The sequence below is a fragment of the Riemerella columbina DSM 16469 genome (assembly GCF_000374405.1).
GTDB lineage: Bacteria > Bacteroidota > Bacteroidia > Flavobacteriales > Weeksellaceae > Riemerella > Riemerella columbina.
The window spans coordinates 78,853-102,353 of sequence record NZ_KB894229.1; the positions used below are offsets into that span (position 1 = coordinate 78,853).

Annotated in this window: 22 protein-coding genes and 2 tRNA genes; 5 read left to right on the plus strand and 19 right to left on the minus strand. The window is 37.0% G+C overall.

Features of this window, described 5'->3' with window-relative positions; translation table 11 throughout:
* Positions 1–11: 11 nt before the first annotated feature.
* The 4 genes from C237_RS0105185 to C237_RS0105200 all read right to left on the minus strand — a co-directional run bounded on the left by C237_RS0105185 (position 12) and on the right by C237_RS0105200 (position 4,587).
* Positions 12–671: a hypothetical protein gene (locus C237_RS0105185; RefSeq protein ID WP_018675437.1), complete on the minus strand. Its 660-nt coding sequence runs from the start codon at positions 669–671 to the stop codon at positions 12–14.
* Positions 672–1,127: 456 nt separating this feature from the next.
* Entirely contained in the window at positions 1,128–1,568 is a 441-nt protein-coding gene (locus C237_RS0105190; RefSeq protein ID WP_018675438.1) for a hypothetical protein, read from the minus strand.
* Positions 1,568–1,948: a RidA family protein gene (locus tag C237_RS0105195; RefSeq protein WP_018675439.1), complete on the minus strand. Its 381-nt coding sequence runs from the start codon at positions 1,946–1,948 to the stop codon at positions 1,568–1,570. The genes C237_RS0105190 and C237_RS0105195 overlap by 1 nt, the downstream gene beginning before the upstream one ends.
* 50 nt (positions 1,949–1,998) lie before the next feature.
* The gene (locus C237_RS0105200; protein ID WP_018675440.1) at positions 1,999–4,587 is read right to left on the minus strand and encodes a putative LPS assembly protein LptD; all 2,589 of its coding nucleotides are present in this window, start codon (positions 4,585–4,587) and stop codon (positions 1,999–2,001) included.
* Between the two features lie 50 nt (positions 4,588–4,637).
* Here C237_RS0105200 and C237_RS0105205 point away from each other — a divergent pair, with 50 nt between their 5' ends.
* The 5 genes from C237_RS0105205 to C237_RS0105225 all read left to right on the plus strand — a co-directional run bounded on the left by C237_RS0105205 (position 4,638) and on the right by C237_RS0105225 (position 6,955).
* Positions 4,638–5,942: an N-acetylmuramoyl-L-alanine amidase family protein gene (locus C237_RS0105205; RefSeq protein WP_026315505.1), complete on the plus strand. Its 1,305-nt coding sequence runs from the start codon at positions 4,638–4,640 to the stop codon at positions 5,940–5,942.
* A gap of 49 nt (positions 5,943–5,991) precedes the next feature.
* Positions 5,992–6,063: transfer RNA gene (locus C237_RS0105210), tRNA-Glu, on the plus strand.
* Positions 6,064–6,141: 78 nt separating this feature from the next.
* Complete coding sequence (rpsT, locus tag C237_RS0105215) at positions 6,142–6,396, plus strand: 30S ribosomal protein S20 (protein WP_018675442.1); 255 nt, start codon at positions 6,142–6,144, stop codon at positions 6,394–6,396.
* A gap of 12 nt (positions 6,397–6,408) precedes the next feature.
* Positions 6,409–6,480, plus strand: a tRNA-Glu gene (locus tag C237_RS0105220).
* Between the two features lie 58 nt (positions 6,481–6,538).
* Complete coding sequence (locus C237_RS0105225; protein WP_018675443.1) at positions 6,539–6,955, plus strand: type II 3-dehydroquinate dehydratase; 417 nt, start codon at positions 6,539–6,541, stop codon at positions 6,953–6,955.
* Between the two features lie 3 nt (positions 6,956–6,958).
* Here the strand turns inward: C237_RS0105225 and C237_RS14510 are convergent, their stop codons facing one another.
* The 15 genes from C237_RS14510 to mraZ form a co-directional block, all read right to left on the minus strand.
* Complete coding sequence (locus C237_RS14510) at positions 6,959–7,102, minus strand: hypothetical protein (RefSeq protein WP_018675444.1); 144 nt, start codon at positions 7,100–7,102, stop codon at positions 6,959–6,961.
* A 225-nt stretch (positions 7,103–7,327) separates the two neighbouring features.
* Positions 7,328–7,738 carry a BrxA/BrxB family bacilliredoxin gene (locus C237_RS0105235; protein ID WP_018675445.1) on the minus strand — a complete coding sequence of 137 codons (411 nt, stop codon included), beginning with the start codon at positions 7,736–7,738 and terminating at the stop codon, positions 7,328–7,330.
* Between the two features lie 112 nt (positions 7,739–7,850).
* The gene (ftsZ, locus tag C237_RS0105240) at positions 7,851–9,671 is read right to left on the minus strand and encodes a cell division protein FtsZ (RefSeq protein ID WP_018675446.1); all 1,821 of its coding nucleotides are present in this window, start codon (positions 9,669–9,671) and stop codon (positions 7,851–7,853) included.
* Between the two features lie 32 nt (positions 9,672–9,703).
* Positions 9,704–11,047, minus strand: a complete 1,344-nt coding sequence (gene ftsA, locus C237_RS0105245; RefSeq protein ID WP_018675447.1) for a cell division protein FtsA — start codon at positions 11,045–11,047, stop codon at positions 9,704–9,706.
* Positions 11,048–11,070: 23 nt separating this feature from the next.
* Positions 11,071–11,823 (minus strand): cell division protein FtsQ/DivIB, encoded by a 753-nt coding sequence (locus tag C237_RS0105250; protein WP_033398667.1) that lies wholly within the window; start codon positions 11,821–11,823, stop codon positions 11,071–11,073.
* A gap of 5 nt (positions 11,824–11,828) precedes the next feature.
* A complete protein-coding gene (gene murC, locus C237_RS0105255) occupies positions 11,829–13,205 on the minus strand; it encodes a UDP-N-acetylmuramate--L-alanine ligase (protein ID WP_018675449.1) in 1,377 nt (458 codons plus the stop codon).
* Positions 13,206–13,208: 3 nt separating this feature from the next.
* Entirely contained in the window at positions 13,209–14,354 is a 1,146-nt protein-coding gene (gene murG / locus C237_RS0105260; protein WP_018675450.1) for an undecaprenyldiphospho-muramoylpentapeptide beta-N-acetylglucosaminyltransferase, read from the minus strand.
* Positions 14,355–14,371: 17 nt separating this feature from the next.
* The gene (locus tag C237_RS0105265) at positions 14,372–15,613 is read right to left on the minus strand and encodes an FtsW/RodA/SpoVE family cell cycle protein (RefSeq protein WP_018675451.1); all 1,242 of its coding nucleotides are present in this window, start codon (positions 15,611–15,613) and stop codon (positions 14,372–14,374) included.
* A 1-nt stretch (position 15,614) separates the two neighbouring features.
* Entirely contained in the window at positions 15,615–16,946 is a 1,332-nt protein-coding gene (gene murD, locus C237_RS0105270; RefSeq protein ID WP_018675452.1) for a UDP-N-acetylmuramoyl-L-alanine--D-glutamate ligase, read from the minus strand.
* A gap of 28 nt (positions 16,947–16,974) precedes the next feature.
* Positions 16,975–18,216 (minus strand): phospho-N-acetylmuramoyl-pentapeptide-transferase, encoded by a 1,242-nt coding sequence (gene mraY / locus C237_RS0105275; protein WP_018675453.1) that lies wholly within the window; start codon positions 18,214–18,216, stop codon positions 16,975–16,977.
* A gap of 12 nt (positions 18,217–18,228) precedes the next feature.
* Positions 18,229–19,689: a UDP-N-acetylmuramoyl-L-alanyl-D-glutamate--2,6-diaminopimelate ligase gene (locus tag C237_RS0105280; RefSeq protein ID WP_018675454.1), complete on the minus strand. Its 1,461-nt coding sequence runs from the start codon at positions 19,687–19,689 to the stop codon at positions 18,229–18,231.
* 7 nt (positions 19,690–19,696) lie between these two features.
* Positions 19,697–21,691 (minus strand): penicillin-binding transpeptidase domain-containing protein, encoded by a 1,995-nt coding sequence (locus C237_RS0105285; RefSeq protein WP_018675455.1) that lies wholly within the window; start codon positions 21,689–21,691, stop codon positions 19,697–19,699.
* Positions 21,681–22,037: an FtsL-like putative cell division protein gene (locus C237_RS0105290; RefSeq protein ID WP_018675456.1), complete on the minus strand. Its 357-nt coding sequence runs from the start codon at positions 22,035–22,037 to the stop codon at positions 21,681–21,683. The genes C237_RS0105285 and C237_RS0105290 overlap by 11 nt, the downstream gene beginning before the upstream one ends.
* Positions 22,038–22,056: 19 nt before the next feature.
* Positions 22,057–22,950: a 16S rRNA (cytosine(1402)-N(4))-methyltransferase RsmH gene (rsmH, locus tag C237_RS0105295; protein WP_018675457.1), complete on the minus strand. Its 894-nt coding sequence runs from the start codon at positions 22,948–22,950 to the stop codon at positions 22,057–22,059.
* Positions 22,951–22,963: 13 nt separating this feature from the next.
* Positions 22,964–23,428 (minus strand): division/cell wall cluster transcriptional repressor MraZ, encoded by a 465-nt coding sequence (mraZ, locus tag C237_RS0105300; protein ID WP_425413726.1) that lies wholly within the window; start codon positions 23,426–23,428, stop codon positions 22,964–22,966.
* Between the last annotated feature and the right edge of the window lie 73 nt (positions 23,429–23,501).

A 23,501-nucleotide genomic window follows, 5' to 3' on the forward strand; every position in this document is an offset into this window, starting at 1 on the left:
TTTAGAATAATTTAATTGACAGCATCTCCTGTAATTGTAAAAGTATTTGGCTTATTTACAATAATTCCAATAGCCGAGTATTGAGTTCGTGTTTTATAGCCTCTGGCGGTTTTCATACTAAATGTTCCATCTGGAACAATAAAAACCTGCCCATTACCTTCTTGTACTATTACACAATTAAACCCTAAAGGAAGTCCAACATAATCTGATAGGTAAATATTTATATTTTCATCAGAATTTACATACAAAAAGGAATTATTATGCTCTGGCAATAGGTAAGTTTCTTCTGTGATTTCGTAAATATTCTTTTTATTTCCTGAAATAGGCACCCACATTCCATTGTCTTCCTTGGTATCGTAGTAATAATAACCTGCCTGATGTATAAGCCTGTATTTTCCCGTTCTGTTTCTAAGTTCGGTAAAAGGCTGTGTTACATAAAGAAGTAAAGAGTTTTGGTCTTCGCCTATCTTATTGGCATCTGTCATAGTCTTTACCTCGTCTGCCGTAAGGCGTGGTATGAGTAGCCCTTTGGCATCGTCTACGCCCTCTTTGCTAATGTCTAAAGTGGCTTTTGGAGAGGTGGTGTTTATCCCCACTCTTCCTTGGTCTTGCTGAGCGTAAAGACTAGCGCTCATCGCTAAAACCGATAAAAGTAAAATACTTTTTTTCATAAAATTTAAATTTAAAAAGTTGATATTTGCTTATTAAAAAACACAAAAAGCCCCTTTCGAAACTTTTCGAAAGAGGCAATAATTGTATGTAATGCTAAATTTAGTGTATAGCTTAAGCGTGTTTTCTACAAAATAAAAAACAGCAAAGCTTGTATATTTTAAAAGTTTTGTAAATATTACGCGCGTGCACAAGAACGGTCGCCCTTGTGTGTGTGTGTGTGTGTGTGTGTGTGTGTGTGTGTGTGTTTACACAATTTTCTGAGACCACCAAATTATTTTGGAAGTTTTTGCCTAAAAAGTTTTGGTTTGCAGTAAGTGCTATGTTCTCAGTTCGTTTCATCGCTGGCAAAGATAGGAAATGTTTTCTAAATAAAAGCATAATAGTCCAATATTTTAAATAAATTAAAGAGCAAATGATATAGCATTTTAAATATTTGTGTGTTTTTAATCTCCCTATTAAAACATATCAAGCTTATGCTTGCGTTTTTTCTCGTAGATGACTTCTACAATTTTACCCCCTACCCAAGAGAATGGAAAAAAGATAAGAAAAATAGCAATTTTATAAAATGTAGGATGGTATGGGAAAATAATTACATCTAACATCGCCAAAAACAACAATATAAACCCAATCAAAATAGCATAAGCCACTTTAGCATATTTTACCACAATTGCAGTAACTACGCCACCCACCGTTGCTCCAATCCCCGAAGAAATAAGTAATGCTACAAAGAAATAATCCTTATGCCTTACGGAATACAATACCTCTTCCCACTGTTCAAACGGCGAAAAAGTATCGTAACTAATCCACGAGGGATTAAGCCTGACACCAAGCGTAATGATGACTCCTGCCACGAGAAGCCCTAAAATAACGCCTATGGTATTCCTTAAAAAATCCATTAGAATTGGTGTGCTATCATTGAAATTTCAACATTCACTTGCTTTGGCAATTCACTCACCTGAACAGTTTCCCGCGCAGGCAATTGATGAGGGTCTAAGTAAGAGGCGTAAATCTCATTGACGATAGAAAAATCCTTCATATCTTTAAGAAAAATGGTCGATTTCACCACATTAGAAAAAGTCATACCTGCTGCTTTTAGTACCGCTTCTAGGTTTTTCATCACTTGGTGGGTTTCTGCGTCTACACCTTTTACCAACTCCCCCGTTTGAGGATCTAGTGGAATTTGCCCAGAAATATACAGCACACCATTAATTAAATTAGCCTGTGCATAAGGTCCTATCGCGGCTGGTGCGTCTGTTGTAGATATGATGGTTTTCATTGTTGAAACATTAATTGGCTGCAAATATACTATTTTTTTGATTTTTAAAATTAAAAATCACCGCGCTGCGGGAAACTTCTATCCTTATATTTTACCGCATCTCTTAAGATATTCGCTTTGATGCCGATATAGAAATCGTAAACTTTGTAAGCCCCAAATGGCACCCAGTTAAAATTAATACTAAAACTTCGCTGGTCTCTTGCAAATCCTAATCGCGTATAGCCCCAAGTTTTATTGATAAAATCGTAATTGGTACTTCCATTAATCGCCCAGTAAGGTGTTAGTTTGATATTACCATTAAGCCCAATTGCCCCTACTTTATTTCCAAATTTACTCAATGAACGGGTGTAGCCATAGTTGGCATTAATATTTAAATTCCAAGGTTGCTCAAAATGCGCATAGTGATCATCATCAAACTCATAGACTTCCTGCATTACTTTACCCTTAGTTTTATACTTGGGTTTATTCTCGCCCTCTTTTTTACTAAAAATCGTACTCGATAGCGGATAGGATAACTGGATATTAAACCCCTGAACACTAAAATGTCCAAAGTTCTCTACCCTTTCACCTTTATCGGAATTTTGAGCGTAGACAATTTGGTAAGGGTCTATCGCCAGACTGGTATTGATATTCAGTTTATTATTAAAAAATGAAGATTGGGAGCTAACATTAAATATAGACCATTTAAATTTTTCTGCGGCAAAATTATACCCTCCAGAAATATTGATGTTTTCAAAAATTTTAATCTTTTTCACCCCCGTAGAATCCGATTTGGAGCGGACTTTCATTTCAATATTATTATTGATATTAAACCCAATAGACTGAGAAAGCCCTCTAGACGGCGCCCCAAACACACCGCCATCAAATATCGAATACGGCGTCATGGCTCCAGTGGCATCGTAATAGTTTTTATAATAGCCCCAAGATGGCGTTCCAAAATCTGGTGTATAGGAAAAATTCACACTCGGTGAGAGCGTATGTCTTATGGCTTGGATGGCTGAACCCTTTTTAAAGTTGGCTTGTCCATACAACATGGTTTGTACACTCGCCGAAGTGGAAAAAGTGGTAAAGCCGTTAATGTTTTTTTGATAATCATTTACCACTTCATTTTTAATTGGGTCGTATACTTTTCGTAAAGTTTTAGTCGTCAATACATTTTCTATATTAGCCCCTAAAGACAAGGTAAAGTACTTAAATATCGTTGTATTAGTCGATAGAGCGATAGGAATCTTCATTCCCGTTTGCATTTTATCCCACATTGCTTTTGTAAAGGCTTCGCCCTGTTCTGTATTCACATAATTATTAAAAGACAAGCCTGTATTCACATTAATATTTTCCAGAAGCCCTTGCCTTACCCCAGTTTTAGGCTTAAATAGATAAAATTGATTGACCGCAACATTCAACTGTGGCAAACGAATATTGGCTTGTCCCGTTGCAAAATTTTGGGAATAAGACGCATTTCCTGTAATGGTAATCGGTAAATTTAAAAAACGCTTGGTAACGCTAATAGACGAATTTTGCTGCGTTTTTAATACATCTTGGTTAAAGATATAATTATTATTAATGGTATTATTATAAAACTTATTACTCACCATATCCACCGAAGCCGAGAAATTAAAAAACGGGTTGGCTTTCGGGTCTTGGGTATGGCGCCACGCCACACGATAAGTTTTGGATTTGGAATAATCATCTAGCCCTTTAATCCCTCTTACCGTAGTGCCTATATCCGCAGAGAAACTGCCATTGTATTTATAGTTTTTCTTGTAGCCCAGTTCTGGACGGATATTCCAACTGCCTTTGGTATAGAAATCAAAATACACCTTTAAGTCGAAATGGTCGCCAATAGGCTGGTAATATCCTAAATTATTAAGGAAAAAGCCTACATCTTCTCGTTCCCCAAAACTCGGAATTAAAATCCCTGCGGTACGCTTATCCGAAAATGGTAAAATGGCAAATGGCAATACCAATGGCGTAGGCACTCGTTCGATATACATTTGTATAGGCCCTGTAATAACCCTTGAGTTTTTCTCACCTTTAATCAATTTGATGTTTGGGGCTAAGAGATAATAATCGGCAACGGTATCTTTTTTCTTGATGAAATAATCATCCGTGGTATACAAACCATTCCTCATATAGAATACCGAATCGCTTACCTTTTTGGTTTTTTGTGCTACGATAACGCCTTCCTGTTCTTCGGTTCTGGCGTTGTAAGCCACCGCTTTTCTATTTTTAAAGTTGAATTTGACTTCGTTGTACTCATAGGACTTGCCCCCTTGGGTAGACTTTGCTGGGGTAATGATTTTACCATCGTCGTCTTGCCCCCCTCTAGCGTAGATATCGCCCGTTTCCCAATTGATGGAAATATAATCGGCATCTATGGTCATATCCAAATATTGGACTTGGGCATTCTTATTAAGGTAAGACATTTTCTTAGGAATGTCATTGCGCTGGTTATCCGCTTTCATTTTTACCACTCCATCTAGCGATTCTTTTTTGGGGGTTAAAGAATCTTTTTTAACCATCACTGAATCTTTAACCGAAATTTTAGCAGGTTTAAAAGGTTGGGTTTGTGCTAAAAAATTGTTAAAAATTAGGATAATTAAAATATGTAAAGTATTTTTGAAGCCTTTTCTTACCAATGCCTTATCTTGAAAAAATTAGGTGTCAAAAATAGTAATTTTTATTAAATATGATGACAAATAAAAGTTTATTTAACATAAAAAAATCGTTGATTCTGCTGTTCAGTTTATTATTAATGTCTGTCTCAGCACAGCGAAGTAAGCCTTTTGTGATTGTTCTGGATGCAGGACATGGTGGTAGTGACCACGGAGCTAATAGAAGGTACAGCGACCTAGGCAATGTAGTAGAAAAAGAGATTTCCCTAGCCGTGACTCTAAAACTGGGGGCAATGCTAGAAAAAAACAAGGAATTTAAAGTAGTTTATACCAGAAAAGAAGATTTTTATCCTAACCTTACCTCTAGAACCAATTTGGCTAACCGTTCAAAAGCCGACTTATTTGTATCCCTCCATTGTAATGCCGCGGGAAGGTCGTCCGCTTATGGTACCGAAACCTATGTTCAAGGTCCTGACCAAAATGCAACGAATCTAGAAGTTGCCAAATCTGAAAACGATGTGATATTTTTAGATGAGGAAGATAAGCAAACCTTTGCCACCTACGACCCGCGTTCGCCAGAATCTTTAATTGCCTTGAAACTTCAACAACAGAAGTATTTAGAAAGCAGCCTAATCGTAGGCAGTTTGGTGGAAGATAATTTTGTAAAAAAAGACCATCGTTTCTCTAGAGGAGTAAAACAAAAAAACCTCCATGTGCTAAGACTTAATGCCATGCCTTCTATCCTCATAGAAATGGGGTTTATAAGCAATTATGATGATGCCGCATACCTGATGTCTTACGAAGGACAAATGGAAACTGCAAAAAGCGTCTACAATGCTATTGTAGAATACAAAAGACTATCAGACCGAAAAGGTGGAAACCTTACCCTAAAAAACATTCCAGAAAAACCTAAAGAACAACCTTTGAAAAATGACTTTAGAGTTTTACTAATGAGTTCGGAAGAGAAATATAACGAAGGTGACCCAGCACTAAAAGGGCTTAATTATATTTTAACTTTAAAAGAAAATGGTTATTATAAATATTATTATGGTACCACCAACTTTGCTTCTGTTAAAAATAGCAATGTAAAAACCGCCAAAGATGCTGGCTTTAGAAATGCCGTAGCCATTAGTTTTGTACCTAATCAAAAATTAGCCGTCGGGTATTACACCTTAGAAGTTGCGGTAACGGACAGAAAATTAGGACAAGAATCCTATATTCTGAATACCCTCGGAAAAGATGTTGTAAGAAATAGACAAAAAGGAAAATTCTATTATACCTATGGTAAGTTTGAAACCCTAGAACTCGCAGCTGAAGCCTTAAAAACTTTAGAAGCTAAAGGCATAAAAAACATTGTGATAGAAAAAGTAGTAAAATAATTTTTGAGGATTAAAAAATATTTGTATTTTTGCAATCCAAAAAAATTATGGCCTATTCGTCTAGTGGTTAGGACTCAAGATTTTCATTCTTGCAACAGGGGTTCGATTCCCCTATAGGCTACTAAATTAAAAATTTTATTAAAAAAATTTTGTAATTAAAAAAAAATATATATCTTTGCACTCAAGTTTTTAGAAAGTTATGGCAAATCATAAATCAGCACTTAAGAGAATCAGACAAAACGAAGCAAGAAGACTTCGTAACAGATACTATCACAAAACCGCTAGAACGGCTGTGAAAGTATTAAGAAATGAAGAAGATAAAACAGCAGCAGCAGAGCAATTACCAAAAGTAATCTCTTTGATTGATAAATTGGCTAAGAAAAACATTATCCACAAAAACAAAGCGGCTAACTTGAAAAGCAAGTTAACTAAGCATGTTAATAAATTAGGATAATAAAACCTATAAGGCCCGTTCGTCTATCGGTTAGGACTCAAGATTTTCATTCTTGCAAGAGGGGTTCGATTCCCCTACGGGCTACAATCCTCAGAATATTCTGAGGATTTTTTGTATTTTAGCATCAAATAACATTTTGCTTATGACTATCCTAATTATTAACGGTCCTAATCTCAACTTACTAGGTACCAGAGAACCCGAAATCTATGGCAATAAAACTATGGATGAGGTTTTAAACGAGATCAAAACCGCTTATCCCAGCCATAATCTATTATACTACCAATCTAATATTGAAGGGGAAATCATCAATAGAATCCAAGATGAGGATTATGATGCGTTAATCATCAACCCTGGTGCTTTTACGCATTATTCTTATGCCATCGCTGATGCTTTAAAAAATCTGAAAAAACCTAAAATAGAAATACATATCAGCCATATTTATCAAAGAGAAACTTTCCGTCAAAAATCTGTTACTGCCGCTTATACCGATGGATTAATTTCTGGATTTGGAACTAATGGTTACCAGTTGGCAGTAGAAATTCTTAACATCATTAAGTAAATATCAACTCCCAACATCTTTTAAATAATAGCGGTGCTTGAATACTCTGCTTTTTGATAGTTCATAGACTCCACTATCATGATATTCTATATGAGGTATTTGTGGGTAGATAATGGTATCGTTCTGGTAAATAAACTTTTTAATCATCCATCCTATTTCTTGATACCTAATAAATATTTAAGGGGAATGGCCGATTGGAGCATTACCATAAAGAAAAATCAGGTCTGTTGTATGAAATTTATTTAACAGTAATAGAATAACTATATCAACAAATAAGGCTATTGATATTATATTAACTGTTCTCTTATTCATATTATCAATAATAAAAAAACTGCCTCTTTTTATGAGGCAGTTTAGTTTAGTTATAAGTTATTAACAATACTCATCATAAGCGGCTTGCAAATTCGCGGCGATGGCACCTGCGGGGTTACCTTCTATATGATGTCTTTCTACCATATGAACCAATTCTCCATCCTTAAACAAGGCGACACATGGCGACGATGGTGGAAATGGGGCTAAATGCTTTCTCGCTTCTGCAACAGCTTCGATATCAAACCCTGCAAATACCGTTGTTAAATGGTCTGGTTTTTTATCTCCTGTTAGTGAATATAATACGCCTGGTCTTGCTGCTCCTGCCGCACAACCACATACGGAGTTTACCATAAGTAAAGTTGTTCCTGATTTCTTAAGAGCTTCGTTTACCGCTTCTGGCGTGGTTAAGTCTTCAAATCCGTTATTGGTTAATTCTGCCTTCATCGGCATGACTAAATCTTGTGGATACATAATATTTTATTTAGTAATTATTAATATGGTTAATTGTCGTCAAAAGTATTCCAAACTCGAAATTCGGTCATAATGACAAAAAACCGCCTCAATTATGAGACGGCATTTGATATTAATCTACATCTTTATTTAAGAATCTATTTTCTCTCAATTCCATTTTACCATCTTTCTGACTTAGAAAAGAGTCTATTCGCTGCTCAGAAGGCATATCCTCATCAATATTGATATTTTTTCTTCTGAATGCAGGAATCGTTTCAAATACATTTTCTTCTTCCTGAGTCTGGTAGCGAGAATTAAATTCTCTCAATTTATTTCTACGGTCTTGAACTTTTTTATCTTCTGGTTCTTTTTCGATAATGGTAAATAAAGTTTCCTCAGATGTTACGATATCAGTTTTAATATCTTGTACTTCCTCATTTACAGAGGCTTGCACCTCTTCTTTTTTAGGTTCATTAGCCAAAGGCTTTGCCTCTTCAAAAACAGTATTTGAAGGCTGTTCTTTTTCTTTAACTGTAAAATTAAAGTCCGTAGATTCTGTTTCCAATGTTTCGATAGAAGAACTTTCTACCTCTTCTTTTTCAAAAGTAAAAGAAAGCCCTTCACTTTCCGTAGAGAATTCATCTTCAAAAGAAAATAAGCTCAATTCTTCTTTGTCTTGGTGTCTTTCCCACTGGTTGGTTTCGTCTTCAACCATCAACTGGATTTCAGATGTTGCCGTTTTAGTTTCAAAAGCGGTGTTATTATCCGTAGTGGTTGAAAATTGTGGCGAAGAAAAATCATCCTCGTCATCCAATCTTACTATTTTTTTCTCCGCGGTAGAAGTCGATTCTTGCTTTCTTTCGGAGGATGTTTTAAATGGGGATACTCTTCTTCGTCCCTGTTGGTCATCATGAAGTGGCACTTTTACCACCTCAGAAGGTCCTGCATTAATTGGAGTTTCCTTAGCAAATCCTGTTGCAATCACCAATACTTTTATCGCTTCGCCAAGTTCTTCATCTGTTCCTACACCAAAGATGATATTGGCGTTATTATTTCCACCCGCTTCGTTTTGAACATAGTCATTAATCAATCCTATCTCGTCCATAGTGGCTTCATGGGCTTCATCACTACCACTCAAAATCAATAGCAATACATCTTTAGCACCAGTGATTTTATTATCATTTAATAATGGTGAATCCAAAGCCTTTCTTACGGCTTCTTCTGCTCTTTTTTCACCCGTTGCAATACCAGTGGACATGAGTGCTGTACCAGAATTTTGCAATACCGATTTGGCATCTCTAAAGTCAATATTAATAGAGAATGGTGCTGTAATGACCTCTGCCATCCCTTTAGCAGCATTGGTAAGTACTTCATCTGCTTTGGAAAAGCCTTGTCTAAAGCCTAAATTTCCAAACTGCTGACGCAATTTATCATTATTAATTACAATCAGGGAGTCTACATTTTCTCTAAGTTTTTCTAATCCAGCTTCCGCTTGTTCCAATCTTCTTTTGCCTTCAAATGCAAATGGTACGGTAACAATAGCCACGGTAAGAATACCCATTTCTTTAGCGATTTTTGCAACCACAGGCGCAGCACCCGTTCCCGTACCGCCTCCCATACCAGCAGTAATGAAAACCATTTTGGTGTTTTGCCCTAAGGCAGACTTAATATCATCAATACTTTCAATAGCCGCCTTTTCTCCTACTTCTGGGTCGGCACCTGCTCCTAAGCCCTCCGTAATTGCAGTACCCAATTGTACTTTGTGTGCTACGGGATTGCTGTCTAGCGTTTGGGCATCGGTATTGCAAATAACGAAATCTACACCATGTATGCCTTTTTCGTACATGTGTTTTAGGGCGTTATTTCCACCGCCACCAACGCCAATTACTTTAATAATTGATGAGTTGCCTTTTGGTAAATCGAATTGAAATCCTGTATTGTTACTATGTTCCATAGGTATATTTATAAAAAAACGAAATTAATAATTTATTCTGACTCTTCAAAGAACTTTTTGACAAATTCTAAGATATTTTGACCGATAGACGCCTTCTTTCTATCCCCTTCCAAAGGTGCTTCTACTCTAACTTCTTCATTATCTTTTACATCAGAAGGTTTATCTTCCAATTTATCCTCAGAAATTGGCTCTACGGCTTCGGCTTTTCGTTTGCTATTAATGTTTAAACTTTCCATTAGCAATCCAATAGAAGTCGCAAAACTTGGACTTTTTAATAAATCCTTATCATCATTAGAGATAAACTCATTGGCATAACCAATACGACTGTCAAACCCTGTGACATAATTTGCCAATTGTCTTAAATGCTTTAGGTTAGACCCACCCCCTGTAAGAACAATCCCAGCAATCAATTTTTTTCTCTGCTCGTGTGCGCCGTAGGCTTTCAGTTCGGTATTGACCATTTCCAAAATTTCTTCCATTCTAGCATGGATAATCTTGGCTAAAGTCTTTAATGAAATTTCCTTTTCGGGTCTGCCGTGTAAGCCAGGAATCGTCACATAAGTGGTTTCTTTTTCTTTCTCAGGTATAGCTGCCCCAAATTTTACTTTGAGTTGCTCGGCGTGTTTTCCTATTATAGAACAGCCGTCTTTAATGTCGTCTGTTACGATACCTCCTCCATAAGGAATAACACAAGTATGGCGAATAATATCATTCTTAAACACTGCAATATCCGTAGTTCCACCACCGATATCGATAATGGCAACACCCGCTTCTTTTTCTTCCTCAGTAAGTACCGCCTCCGAAGACGCCAAAGGTTCAAGGGTAAGCGATTCCATTTCTAAACCTGCCTCACGAACACAACGGGTAATATTCTTGATATTACTCATCTGCCCCACTACCACATGGAAATTTGCCTCTAAGCGCTTCCCGTGCATCCCGATAGGTTCTAAAATCTCACCTTCGGAATCCACTTTATACTCTTGTGGTAGCACATGGATAATTTCTTCACCTGGGAACATTACCAATTTTTTAACCTGATTTTTAAGGGTTTCTATATCCGCTTCGGTAATGTACTGGTCGGGATGTTCTCTCATAATATAATCCGAGTGTTGTAGAGAGCGAATGTGCTTTCCTGCAATGCCTACCGTAACTTTTTTTATGATGATCCCTGCATTTTTTTGTGCTTTTTCCACCGCCGACTTTATAGAGTCTATGGTAAGTGAGATATTATTAACAATACCATTATGCACGCCGAGGCTCGGTGCCACACCTACACCCATAACCTCAATTTTACCGAACCTATTGTGTCGCCCTACTATGGCCACAATTTTGGTGGTTCCTATATCTAAGCCTACTGAGAAATCTTGACTTTTCATTGATTTATATTTACTTTGTTCTACTAATTTTCTGTTGTTTCTTTTTGCTCCTTGTACCTTGGATTCAAAGTGGTTACAATTTGATTATCGTATTTTACGGATATTTTAGAATACTTCTCTGGCGATTGGTACACCAAATACTTCTCTACAAAAGTTTTAAAGCCTTTGATTTTAAAATCAATATGGTCTAAATCGCCTATTTCCACTTTATAATTACCATTGTCGGTCACCAAATTATAATCATTCTTATACTTAGAAATCCCTATAAAAAATTGTTTACTAAAACTATCTTGATTAATGGTCTTGATTAAATTAATCAATTGGGGATAGTCTTCTTTAGGGATATTCCCAGATACCAGCATACAAGGATAAGCAAAATTACTCTGTGTAGGAAACGCCACGCCTTGCTCATCTACATACCAACTTTTATTTCCTTTATGAAGTCTAAAGATAGGTATTCTTTGTTTAATATCCAAGTGTAAAATCCCATCTAGACTTAGATATACATTAGCACTATCCACCGCCTCTAGCGCTTTGATACTTCGCTCTAGTTTAGGGATATCTATATCGCCTACTTTATTGGTCGGGTTAGCTTGATTGACCAATTTCACAATATCTTTTTCATCTACAAAATAAACTGGTGTAGCGCCTTGCAGCATACGAATATCAATTGGCGGCATAGCCATTTCATTAAATCGCTTCAACGAAAAATTTAATAGAAACGCTAATATCACCAGCGTCACCGCAATTTTTAATATTCTGTATTTATTTTTCATTCCTTTCATTTTATACTGTCCACATATGCTACCAAATCATCATACAAGGTATCAATATTCCCCGCCCCTACGGTAAGCAAAATATCGAAATTTTTAGTTTTTATAAGGTCTAAAGCCTCATCCAAACTAGCCACCGCTTTATCTTTAAGTTCAACCTTGTCCAATAACCATTTGGATGTAACCCCTTCAAAATTAGATTGCAATTCGCGGGCTGGGTAGATGTCTAGCAGCAATAATTCGTTGGCTTGGGATAAGCTTTTCGCAAAATCATCAGCAAAATCTCTCGTTCTACTGAACAAATGCGGCTGAAAAACTACCAATAATTTTTTATCTGGATAGAAATTTCTTATCGACCCTATAACGGCATTGAGCTCTGTGGGATGATGGGCATAATCATCAATATAAATTTTACCATTATCAAACTGGTGCTTTGTATAGCGTCTTTTAATCCCCTTAAAAGTTTGAAGTCCCTTTACAATTACCGATAAATCTACTCCTAACTGATGAAGTACCGCCATAGCTGCCGTGGCATTTTCAACATTATGAATTCCCGGTATCCCCCAAGAACATGACTGTACCTCATGGTTTGGCGTATGAAAATCAAATGTAATTTGGTCACCGTTTAGTTTTAAATTATCAGAATAATAATCTGCCTCTTCATTCACAGCGTAAGTGGTAGCATTTTGATTTAATTGAATCCCTTTTCTCACAAATAAATGCTTTTCATGAGGCACTAAATCGGCAAAATCCTGAAACCCTTGCTGTATTGTTGCCTTATCCCCATAAATATCCAAATGGTCGGCATCGGTAGAGGTAATGATGGCATAATCTGGCGATAAATTAAGAAAACTTCTATCGTACTCATCGGCTTCTACCACCGCGTAAGTATCCCCATTAAATAAAAAATTAGACCCGAAATTCTCTGCTATTCCACCCAAAAATGCCGAAAAAGGCAAATCGGCTTCGCGGCATAAATGCGCCAATAAACTAGAAGTAGTGGTTTTACCATGTGTCCCAGCAACTGCTAGACATTGAGTATGCTCGGTGATTACCCCTAGAACTTTTGCGCGTTTTAAAACTTCAAACCCATGCTTTTGGAAATAATCTAAAATCCCTAGCGACTTTATCGCTGGGGTATAGACCACCAAAGTATCATCAGGATTGAGTTGGTGTATCGTATCGTCTACTTTATCTTCAAAACTAATATCTATTCCTTCTTTTTCAAGTGCTTGGGTAAGCTTAGTGGGTGTTTTATCATAACCTAATACAGTTTTCCCAATCGAATGAAAATACCTTGCCAATGCCGACATACCAATACCGCCAATACCTATAAAATAGAATGTGTCTTTATCCTTAATACTTTTTAAATGATGCGTATCCATAGTCTATTGGTTCAAAGGTTTTAATATTCGAGTTTCAATTTCATCCACAATGGCTTGCGTCGCCTTGGGTTTTGCAAAAGATAAAAGATTCTGCGATAGCGTTGCCCTTAATTCGGGTTGTGTACAAATTTCCATTAGTGTAGCCCAAAATTTATCTTCCATCTCGCTATCCTTTACCATTCGGGCTGCATTTTTTTCCACTAAAGCTTGGGCGTTTTTCGTTTGATGGTCTTCCGCAGCAAAAGGGAATGGCACCAATACAATGGGTTTTCCCACTACGGCTAATTCGGATACGGCAATTGCCCCCGCTCTAGATACAATGATATCTGCCGCCGCATACGCCAAACTCATATCCGAGATGAATTCTTTAATTTGTATGCCTTTATCTTGTGCTAAAGATTGCCCTAGTTCACTGTTAATAATGGCTTGATAATCCGTTTTACCCGTTTGCCAAATCAATTGAATATCTCTATCCAAAAGTTCGGTGGCGTGTTTTTTCCAAGCATTATTCAAAGTTCTAGAACCTAACGACCCACCCACGGATAAAACCGTTAATTTTTCTTGGTTTAATCCTAATTGCTGTTTGGCAACTTTAGTATCTATATTATCTGTAATAATGTTTTCTCGGATAGGGTTTCCTAAAAATAAAGTGTCCGTACCATCAAAGTAAGATGCCATATCAGGATATGCCGTAAATACCGCTTTTGCCTTCTTCGCTAAAAACTGATTGGTTTTCCCAGGTAATGAGTTTTGCTCTTGAACCATAATGGGAACACCCAGCATAGATGCAACAAATAATGCGGGACCACTCGCAAAACCGCCTGTTCCTATGGCAACATCGGGGTTAAATGCTTTAATCATTTTTCTTGCCTTCCAAAGACTAGACACCAGTTTAAAAGGCAATCCCAAATTCTTGATAAGGCTACTTCTATCAAACCCTGCAATGTTCAATCCTTCAATTTTAAATCCCGCCTGCGGTACTTTTTCCATTTCCATTTTACCTAATGCACCAATGAATAAAAACTCAGCCTTAGGGTATCTTTTTTTAATTTCTTGGGCAATGGCAATCGCAGGGAAAATATGCCCACCAGTTCCCCCGCCACTCATCAAAATGCGTGGTGCGAAAGTGTTATGTTGATGCTGTTCCATGCGTAGTTATTTTTATATTAAGCAATATCATTAATTTCCTCTATACTTTGTTTTTTGCCAATGCCTTCTTCATCGTAAATGGGGATTCTAGAGCTGATATTTAAAATTAAACCCAATTGGGCATAAGTAACTAACATTGAAGTTCCTCCATAACTGATTAAAGGCAAAGGCTGCCCCGTAACGGGTATCAGATTAAGGGCGACCATAATATTTGCCGAAAGCTGAATGAAAATCATCAACCCTAAAGAAATCACCAGCAACGCTCCAAAAAATGGCCGTGTTTTACTTGCTATGATAAGAATCCGAATAATCATGATAAAATACATCGCAATAAGCAACGACGCACCTATCAATCCATATTCCTCGATGATAATTGCAAAAATAAAATCAGATGCCGATTGGGGTAAACTTCTTTTAAGTACACTTTTACCTGGTCCTACGCCTGCAATTCCGCCATGTACTATCGCTGCTTTGGCATGTAATACTTGGTAATTTTTTTCTTTAACTTCTTGAAGTTCCGTTTCACTAAGTTCACTTTTGGATTTGCTATTAACAAAGGATTCTATCCTACTCCACCAAGTGTTTACACGGTTGTCTTTAATTAAATCGGTATTGAGGGCGATAAGCAAAAACAACGCTGAGGTAATAAAAGAAATACTGATAAACCCTGCAATATATTTCCAATTGAGTTGTCCTAAAATCAACACACAAATAGAAGTAAATAAAATCATCAATGCCGTAGACCCATTGTCCTTAGCCACTAATAAAAACACCAGTAATATTGGTCCAAAAATATAGATGATATTTTCAATTGGTAAGCGCTCGCGTTGGATTTTTTTAGTCAAATAGCGACAAAGGTAAATCACCAACATCAAATACGCTACTGATGATGGCTGAAACGAAAAACCTGTCCCCGGAATTTTTAGCCATCTAGAGGCACTCGCTCCTTGAATGGTTTGTCCCGTAAACATTGTAATGAATAACAACACCACCGAAAAACCTAGTAGAAATATACTAAGTTTACCTATATATTCGTATTTGACGGCACCGATAAACCTCATCAGCGCCAATCCCAAAAGTATAAACAACATATGTTTTACGGTGTGCAGTGTGGTAGAACCCGCATTTACAATATGCTCTAGATTGGAACTCGCCGAGTAAACTGGTAAAATGGACATCACCGATATCACGATAATGGTAATCCACAATACACGGTCACCTTTAAACAGTTCTATTTTTCTATCTGCTGACACTTCCATCTTAATTAGATTTTAAAGTTTCCATTTTAAACTGCTCGCCACGGTCTTCATAGTTTTTAAACAAATCAAAACTCGCACAGCATGGGGATAATAATACCGCATCGCCATCAGTAGCAATGGATTTAGCAATTTTTATAGCATCTGCCATACTGCTGGTATCGTAAATCAATTCTATTTTATCTCGGAAATATTCTATGATTTTATCATTATCTAAGCCCAAACAAATAATGGCTTTTACTTTTTTCTTAACCAAATGCTCTATTTCTGAATAATCATTTCCTTTGTCCACGCCTCCTACAATCCAAATGGTGGGTTGCTGCATACTTTCCAACGCGTAGTAAGTGGCATTAACATTGGTAGCTTTACTATCATTAATGAATTTCACATCATTAAGTACCGCAATTTCTTGAAGTCGATGGTCTACCGCCTCAAAAGTCATTAATGATGCTCTAATATTTTCATCACTAATGTTTAATATTTTCCCTGCGATAGATGCCGCTAGACTATTCGCCACATTATGGTTACCAATCAGGGAAAGCTCTTTCAGCTCCATAGCAAAATAATGGTCTAAATTAACCACTAATTTATCATCGTCAATATAGCCTCCTTTGTCCAATTTTTCTCTAAGAGAGAACGGAATTTTGCTTACACTAAAATCCAGCTCTTGCAAAATCTTTTGGCTCATTTCATCATCTTTATTATAGATGAAAAAGTTGTCTTGTGTTTGGTTTTCTGCAATTCTAAACTTCGCAAGGGCATATTCCTCATAATTATAGTTGTACTGGTCTAAATGGTCTTTGCTAAGATTCAGCAACAGAGAAATATAGGGTCTAAAATTCTGAATATCATCTAATTGAAACGAACTGACTTCCAGAACATAATAGTCGTGATTTTCATCGGCTACTTGCTTGGCAAAACTTTTACCAATATTTCCTCCTAAGCCCACATTCATGCCATTATTTTTAAGGATATGATAGATGAGCGAAGTGGTTGTAGTTTTCCCATTACTCCCCGTGATGGCAATAATTTTAGCATCGGTAAATTCTGAAGCGAACTCTATTTCCGAAGATAAACGGATGCCTTCTGCTTTTACCTTGATTACGATATCTGCTTTTTTAGGAATCCCAGGCGACTTCACCACCCAATCGGCATTCAAGATACGCGATTCGGTATGTTGCCCTTCTTCAAATTCTATATCGTGTTCTATCAGCAATTGCTTGTATTCTGGTTTGATTTTATTTTTATCGGACACCAGAACTTCCATACCCTTCTTTTTAGCAAGGTATGCCGCTCCAAATCCACTTTCTCCTGCACCTAATACGACTACTTTCATAATGTAAAGTTTATAAATTATCGGACGACTATCTGATTTTCAATGTAATTAAACAAATAATTGCTAATATCACCCCTATAATAATCATTCGATTCACAATCTTACTCTCGTGGTATCCACTTTTCTGATAATGATGATGCAGAGGCGACATTTTGAATAATCGGTTATTTTGGGCATATTCTAACCCATATTTTTTCTTCCTATATTTGAATACAGACACCTGAAGCATCACCGAAATATTTTCAATTAAGAAAATACCACACAGCACGGGGATTAACAATTCTTTTCTTAGAATAATCGCCAGTACTGCAATGACACCACCCAACATTAAACTTCCTGTATCCCCCATAAATACTTGGGCAGGATAGGTATTGTACCAGAAAAATCCAATAACCGCACCTACCATGGCGACGGCAAAAATGGTGGTTTCCCCCATATTCGGTAGGAACATAATATTGAGATAATCAGCAAAAATAATATTCCCCGACACATAGGCAAAAAAGGCTAACGCAAGAAGAATAATTACACTCGTTCCCGCTGCTAAGCCATCTATTCCATCAGTAATATTAGCACCGTTGGACACGGCTGTGACGATAAAAATCACCACTGGGATGAAGACAACCCAAGCCCATTCGTGGGCATCTTTTTCGTTCATCCAAAATAGAATACCGCTATAATCGAACTCGTTATTTTTAATCATAGGTACAGTGGACACAGTAATTTTTTCCTCTGGCATAAAGTTTTGTTCCACATTGTTTCGATTCACCACGCCCGCATCGGCATATTTTCTTTTAACCGTAATATCAGGATGAAAATACATTGTGACGCCCACAATTAATCCCAGACCAACCTGACCAATGACTTTAAATTTACCACTTAGTCCGTCTTTATTTTTTTTAATTTTCTTCAAATAATCATCAATAAAACCAATTACGCCCATCCATACAACCGAAACAATCAACAGAACGATGTAAACATTAGTAATTTTAGTAAATAACAATACGGGAATCAGCGTTGCTATAATGATAATTAAGCCCCCCATCGTTGGTGTACCTTCCTTTTGTTTCTGTCCGTCTAGGCCCAAATCTCTTACCAATTCTCCCATTTGCTTTCTTCGCAATAGGTTGATGATTCGTTTACCATACGCCACGGCGATAATCAATGAACTAAGCACCGCCATGGCAGCGCGAAAAGAAATATATTTAAAAAGATTAAGCCCTGGAATATGAATATTATTCGCGGTAAGGTATTCGTATAGGTAGTACAACATAAGTTTCTTTTTTTATTTAGACATGGCTTTATAGAGTTCTACAATCGTTTCTTTATCATCAAAATGATGCTTTTTCCCATTAATATCTTGATAGGTTTCGTGTCCTTTTCCTGCCACTAGGACAATATCTTTGGGTTCTGCAAATTTTATCGCCATTTTTATCGCTTCCTTTCGGTCTGGCACTACGGTATATTTGCTATAATGCTGGGGTTCTATACCCGCTTCTATGCCTTTGATGATTTGCTGTGGGTCTTCCGTGCGTGGATTATCCGAAGTAATGATAGACAAGGTGGATTTTTGGGTGGCTATTTTTCCCATTTCTGGGCGTTTTTCTGTATCTCTATCCCCACCACAACCAAACACGGTAATCAGGCGTTCATTTTTTGTTCTAATTTCATTAATGGCATCTAAGGTATTAGCCAACGCATCTGGCGTATGGGCATAATCTACAATAAAGAAAATACCACCATCGGATTTTAAAGTTTCAAATCGCCCATTAACACGCTGAAGTTTCGACATGGCTTGGAGTACTTCCACCTCATCAAAACCAAGTTCTTGGGTTATTGCAAATACCAATAATAAGTTATAGACATTAAACTTTCCTGTAAGCGTAGTCCAAAATTCATGACCATTAAAATTAAGCAACATGCCATTAAAATCAGCCTCCAATAGCCTACCATGATAGTCTGCCATGGTTTTCATAGCGTAGGATTTTTTAGTCGCTTTGGTATTTTGAAGCATCACCATCCCGTTTTTATCATCTATATTGGTAATCGCCGTTGCTGATGCGGGTAAATGGTCAAAAAATAATTTTTTAGTATTGAGATAATCCAAAAAGGTTTTATGATAATCCAGATGGTCGTGCGTGATATTGGTAAATCCTGCCACCGAAAAATTTAGTCCATTAATTCTTCCTTGATGAATGCCATGTGAAGACACTTCCATAAAAGCATATTCACAACCTTCTTCTACCGCCTGAGCAAGAATTTTATTTAAAGTTACCACATCTGGTGTGGTATGTGTAGATGGCAAAACGGTATCGCCAATTCTATATTCTACCGTAGAAATTAAAGCGGAAGGGTAGCCCAATAATTTAAACACATCAAACAAAAGTGTAGACACTGAAGTCTTACCATTAGTCCCTGTAACACCAATTAATTTCAAACGCTCCGAAGGATTGCCATAAAAGTTCGATGCCAAAATCCCCAAAGTTTCCGCAGAATTTTTAACTTGAATATACACCACGCCCTCTACCAATTCACTTGGTAGCTCTTCGCATACGATGGCTTTAGCACCTTTCTCAATAGCAGAGGCTATAAATTGATGACCGTCTGCCACTGTGCCTTTAATTGCCACATACATTGCACCATCGGTTACCTTTCGGCTATCGAAAACCAAAGACGAAACTTCTGTATTCAAATCACCTTGATGCTGAATAATGCCGATATGTTGTATTAAAGAATTGATGTTCATTCTGCTTTTATTTTTGAAGTGTCAAATAAATTTTTTGGTCTTTTTTAATATAAGTCCCTTCTTGCGGAAATTGGTTTATAATTTTCCCAACACCCTCATATTCTACTCTATAACCTAAGTTTTCCAATTGAGGAATCACATTTTTGCCTATCATATTTTTAAGATTAGGCATTCGGTGGTTTTCAATTTTAATTTTTACTTGATGTGGCATCATCTTTTTAAGGTCTACCTTCTTCTCTACCAACAATGCTTTTTCTACATTGAGTGGTGTTTTTAGGAAAGTTTTCCCTGCAATTTCCTTAAAGACTGGCGCTGCTACGGTTGAGCCATAGTAACCTTTTGTTACATCAGGCTCGCTAATCATCACATAACAAGTGTATTTAGGATTATCCGACGGATAAAACCCCGCGAACGATGCACGGTATTTTTTAGTCCCTTTTTTCCAATATTCAAACCTTGCCGTTCCCGTTTTTCCTGCCATTTTTAGGTTTGGGGTAAAGATACTGCGTGCCGTCCCTTTTTCCACAGCTTTTGTTAAAGCATGGGTCATCATTTCTATTGCTTTGTCCGAAGCCATTTTCTCTACCATGACTTCTGGTTGGGCTTCATATTTTACTTTACCATCCTTCATTACCTTTTCTATAAATAATGGTTTTAGCATTTTCCCTTTATTGGCAATCCCATTATAAAAAGTGGCAAGTTGCAACAGATTAAAGTTGGTAGAATAGCCGTAAGAAATAGATGCTAAAGTTGCTGCATTCCAACGCGGATTTTTAGGTGTAACGATTTTGGGGGTTGAAATTCCCGGCAATTCGATATCCATCGCATCAAACAATTTCCATCGTCTTAAATGGTCTAGAAATATTTTAGGGTCTTTAGCGTAATATTTAGTAATCAATTTCGCAGTTCCTACATTGCTAGATTTAGCCAATACATCGCTGATTTCGTAAGTACCACCGCCATGCCCATCACTAATGGTCTGTCCTGCATAAGTCCAAACGCCATTGCCTACATTCACTTTGGTGTTTTCATCTATAAAACCATCGTCCATCCCCGCCAATAACGATACTGTCTTAAATGTAGACCCTGGTTCTAAATTATCTTTTATGGCATAATTATAAGAATCCACATACACGCCCGGTTCTTTTTTTCTAAGATTAACCATCGCTTTTACTTTCCCTGTATTTGTTTCCATCACAATCACGGTTCCATGTTCAGCATCAAATTCTGCCAACTGTTTGGATAGCGCAGAGTGGGCAATATCTTGAATCCTTAAATCTAAAGTCGTATATACATCATTTCCATCTACAGGTTCTACAATTTTCCAATAATCTATGGGTTTCCATTGGGACGCATTCACTCTTTGCTCAAACCGGCTCCCATCTTTACCAGATAAGTATTTGCTGAATGCCCATTCTAATCCGTAGTGGTAATTGCCCTCATCTACCCCAATCGTTCCGCGTCCTATTTTTGCTGTTGCCAACTCTCGCTGGAATCTTTTTTCCACAATGAAGCCCCCTTTGTTTTTACCTTTATTAAATATTGGAAACTGCTTAATGCGTTCGTATTCATCAAAATCCAAATCTCTTACCAATAAATAATATTGATTTCCATAGCCTCTCTGCTTATCAAACTTAGCTCTAAAATAAGACCTCGGTTTCCCAAACATTTTACCGAGAGAATCCGTTAATGCACTAATGTTATTTTTGTAAAGCGAATCACGCATAGTTTTGAAATCCAAATAGATATCATATCGCATCACCGTAGTGGCTAGAATAGATCCATCGGCGGCATAGAGGTTGCCTCGTGCTGCTTTAAGGGTGGCTTGGCGATAATCTCTATTGATATAATCTGCCTTTATTTCTTCTACATTGGTATTTTGCAATACGAAAATTCTACCCACAAACACCACAAACATCACTAAAGCAACCAACCCGAAGCCGTAGCCCCAGAGCAGCATTTTTTTTCTTTTTTGCTCAAAAGTGTTGGTATTATTTTTCATTGGTAGAATCTATTTTTATAATCAGTTTATGCGGGTGGCTCTCTAGTGGCATCAATGAATCTTTTAGCATCTCCTTTCCCAGTTCACTTTCTAATTTTATTTTAATCAATCGACTCTGAGCATAAGCATTTCTCGATTTGTATTCTTCCGTTTGTTCTTTTAAAGCATTGATTTTCTTTATTTTTTTATTAACCAAATGGTTGGTATAAATAATACCACACATCATTGCAGCGAGAAGAAGAAGGTATTTATAGTGCGGTCTAATCTCATCACGATTCAGAAAATTCCCCTTCACAATATCGCCAAAGGTCAGTTTCTTCTTTTTATAAGTTGGTTTTCTCGCCATTTCTAACTCTTCCTAAACTTTAATTTTTAATCCCTACTCTCATTTTAGCACTTCGTGCTCTAGAATTTTGCTCTATTTCCTCATCACTCGGAATAATTGCCTTGGTTTGTAACAACTCAAAAGGCTTATGATAATTTCCAAAAATATCGCGCTCTGGCTCTCCTTCAAACATCCCATTCTTTAGAAAACGCTTTACCAACCTATCTTCCAACGAATGGTAAGAAATCACTACTAATCTCCCACCTGGCTTTAGCACATTGTAAGCCTGCTGCAACATATCCTTTAAAGCATCTAGCTCTTGGTTTACCTCAATTCTTATCGCTTGAAATAATTGGGCAAAAAATTTATTTCTTCTATTAGGTGGCAAATAGTCAAACAAAGCCTTTAAATCTTCCGTAGTTTCAATTTTTTTAGTTTTTCGATGATGTACAATTTCTCTAGCCAATTTCCTAGCCTCTCGCAATTCTCCATAATAATAGAAAATATCTGCCAGCTGATGCTCCTCATACTCATTCACCACCTCTTGGGCATTGAGTTTTTGCATGGCGTTCATTCGCATATCCAGCGGTGCATTACTTCTTGTCGAAAACCCACGCTCTGCGGCATCAAACTGATGCGAAGACACACCTAAATCCGCTAACACCCCATCCACTTCATTAACGCCGTAGAGCATTAAAGAATTTTCTAAAAACCTAAAATTTTGATTAATTAAAGTAAATCTTTGGTCTTCAAACTGATTATTTATCGCGTCTAAATCTTGGTCGAAAGCATATAATTTACCTTCCGCAGATAAACGAGATACAATCTCGCGAGAATGCCCACCACCCCCAAAGGTACAATCTACATATATCCCGCTACTATTAGTAACGAGCGTTTCCACACTTTCCTTTAATAATACTGGCTGATGATACACTGCTATCTATTTTTTAAAAATCAAAATCCTCTATATTCCCCATAATTTCTTCTGCACGCTCGGCAAAATCTTTTTCATTATAGCGAATATTATCTTCGTATTGGGCTTTATCCCAAATTTCAAAATATTCCCCTGCTCCAGAAATCACGATATCCGACTGCAAACCTGCAAAAGATTTTAAATCTTTAGGAATTAAAATCCGACCTACTTTATCCGTTTCTACCGTCTTCACACCTGCTGTAAATAACCTAATAAAATCCGTATTTTTCTTTTTAAAACGATTGATACGGCTGAGTTTTTCCATAAGTTTTTGCCACGGTTGTTGCGGGTACACTTCTAGGCAATTTTGAAACACAGAACGCTTCACCACAAGGTATTCGCCTTGCAATGTGGATAGATGTTTCGCTAAAGCGACAGGCAATTTCATTCGCCCTTTGCTATCTATCTTACACTCATATGTTTCAAAAAAATAATTCACCTGGTACAAAATTATATAATATTTTCCAAAAATTACCACTTTTTACCACTTTGTGGATAAGTTTTTAAAAATC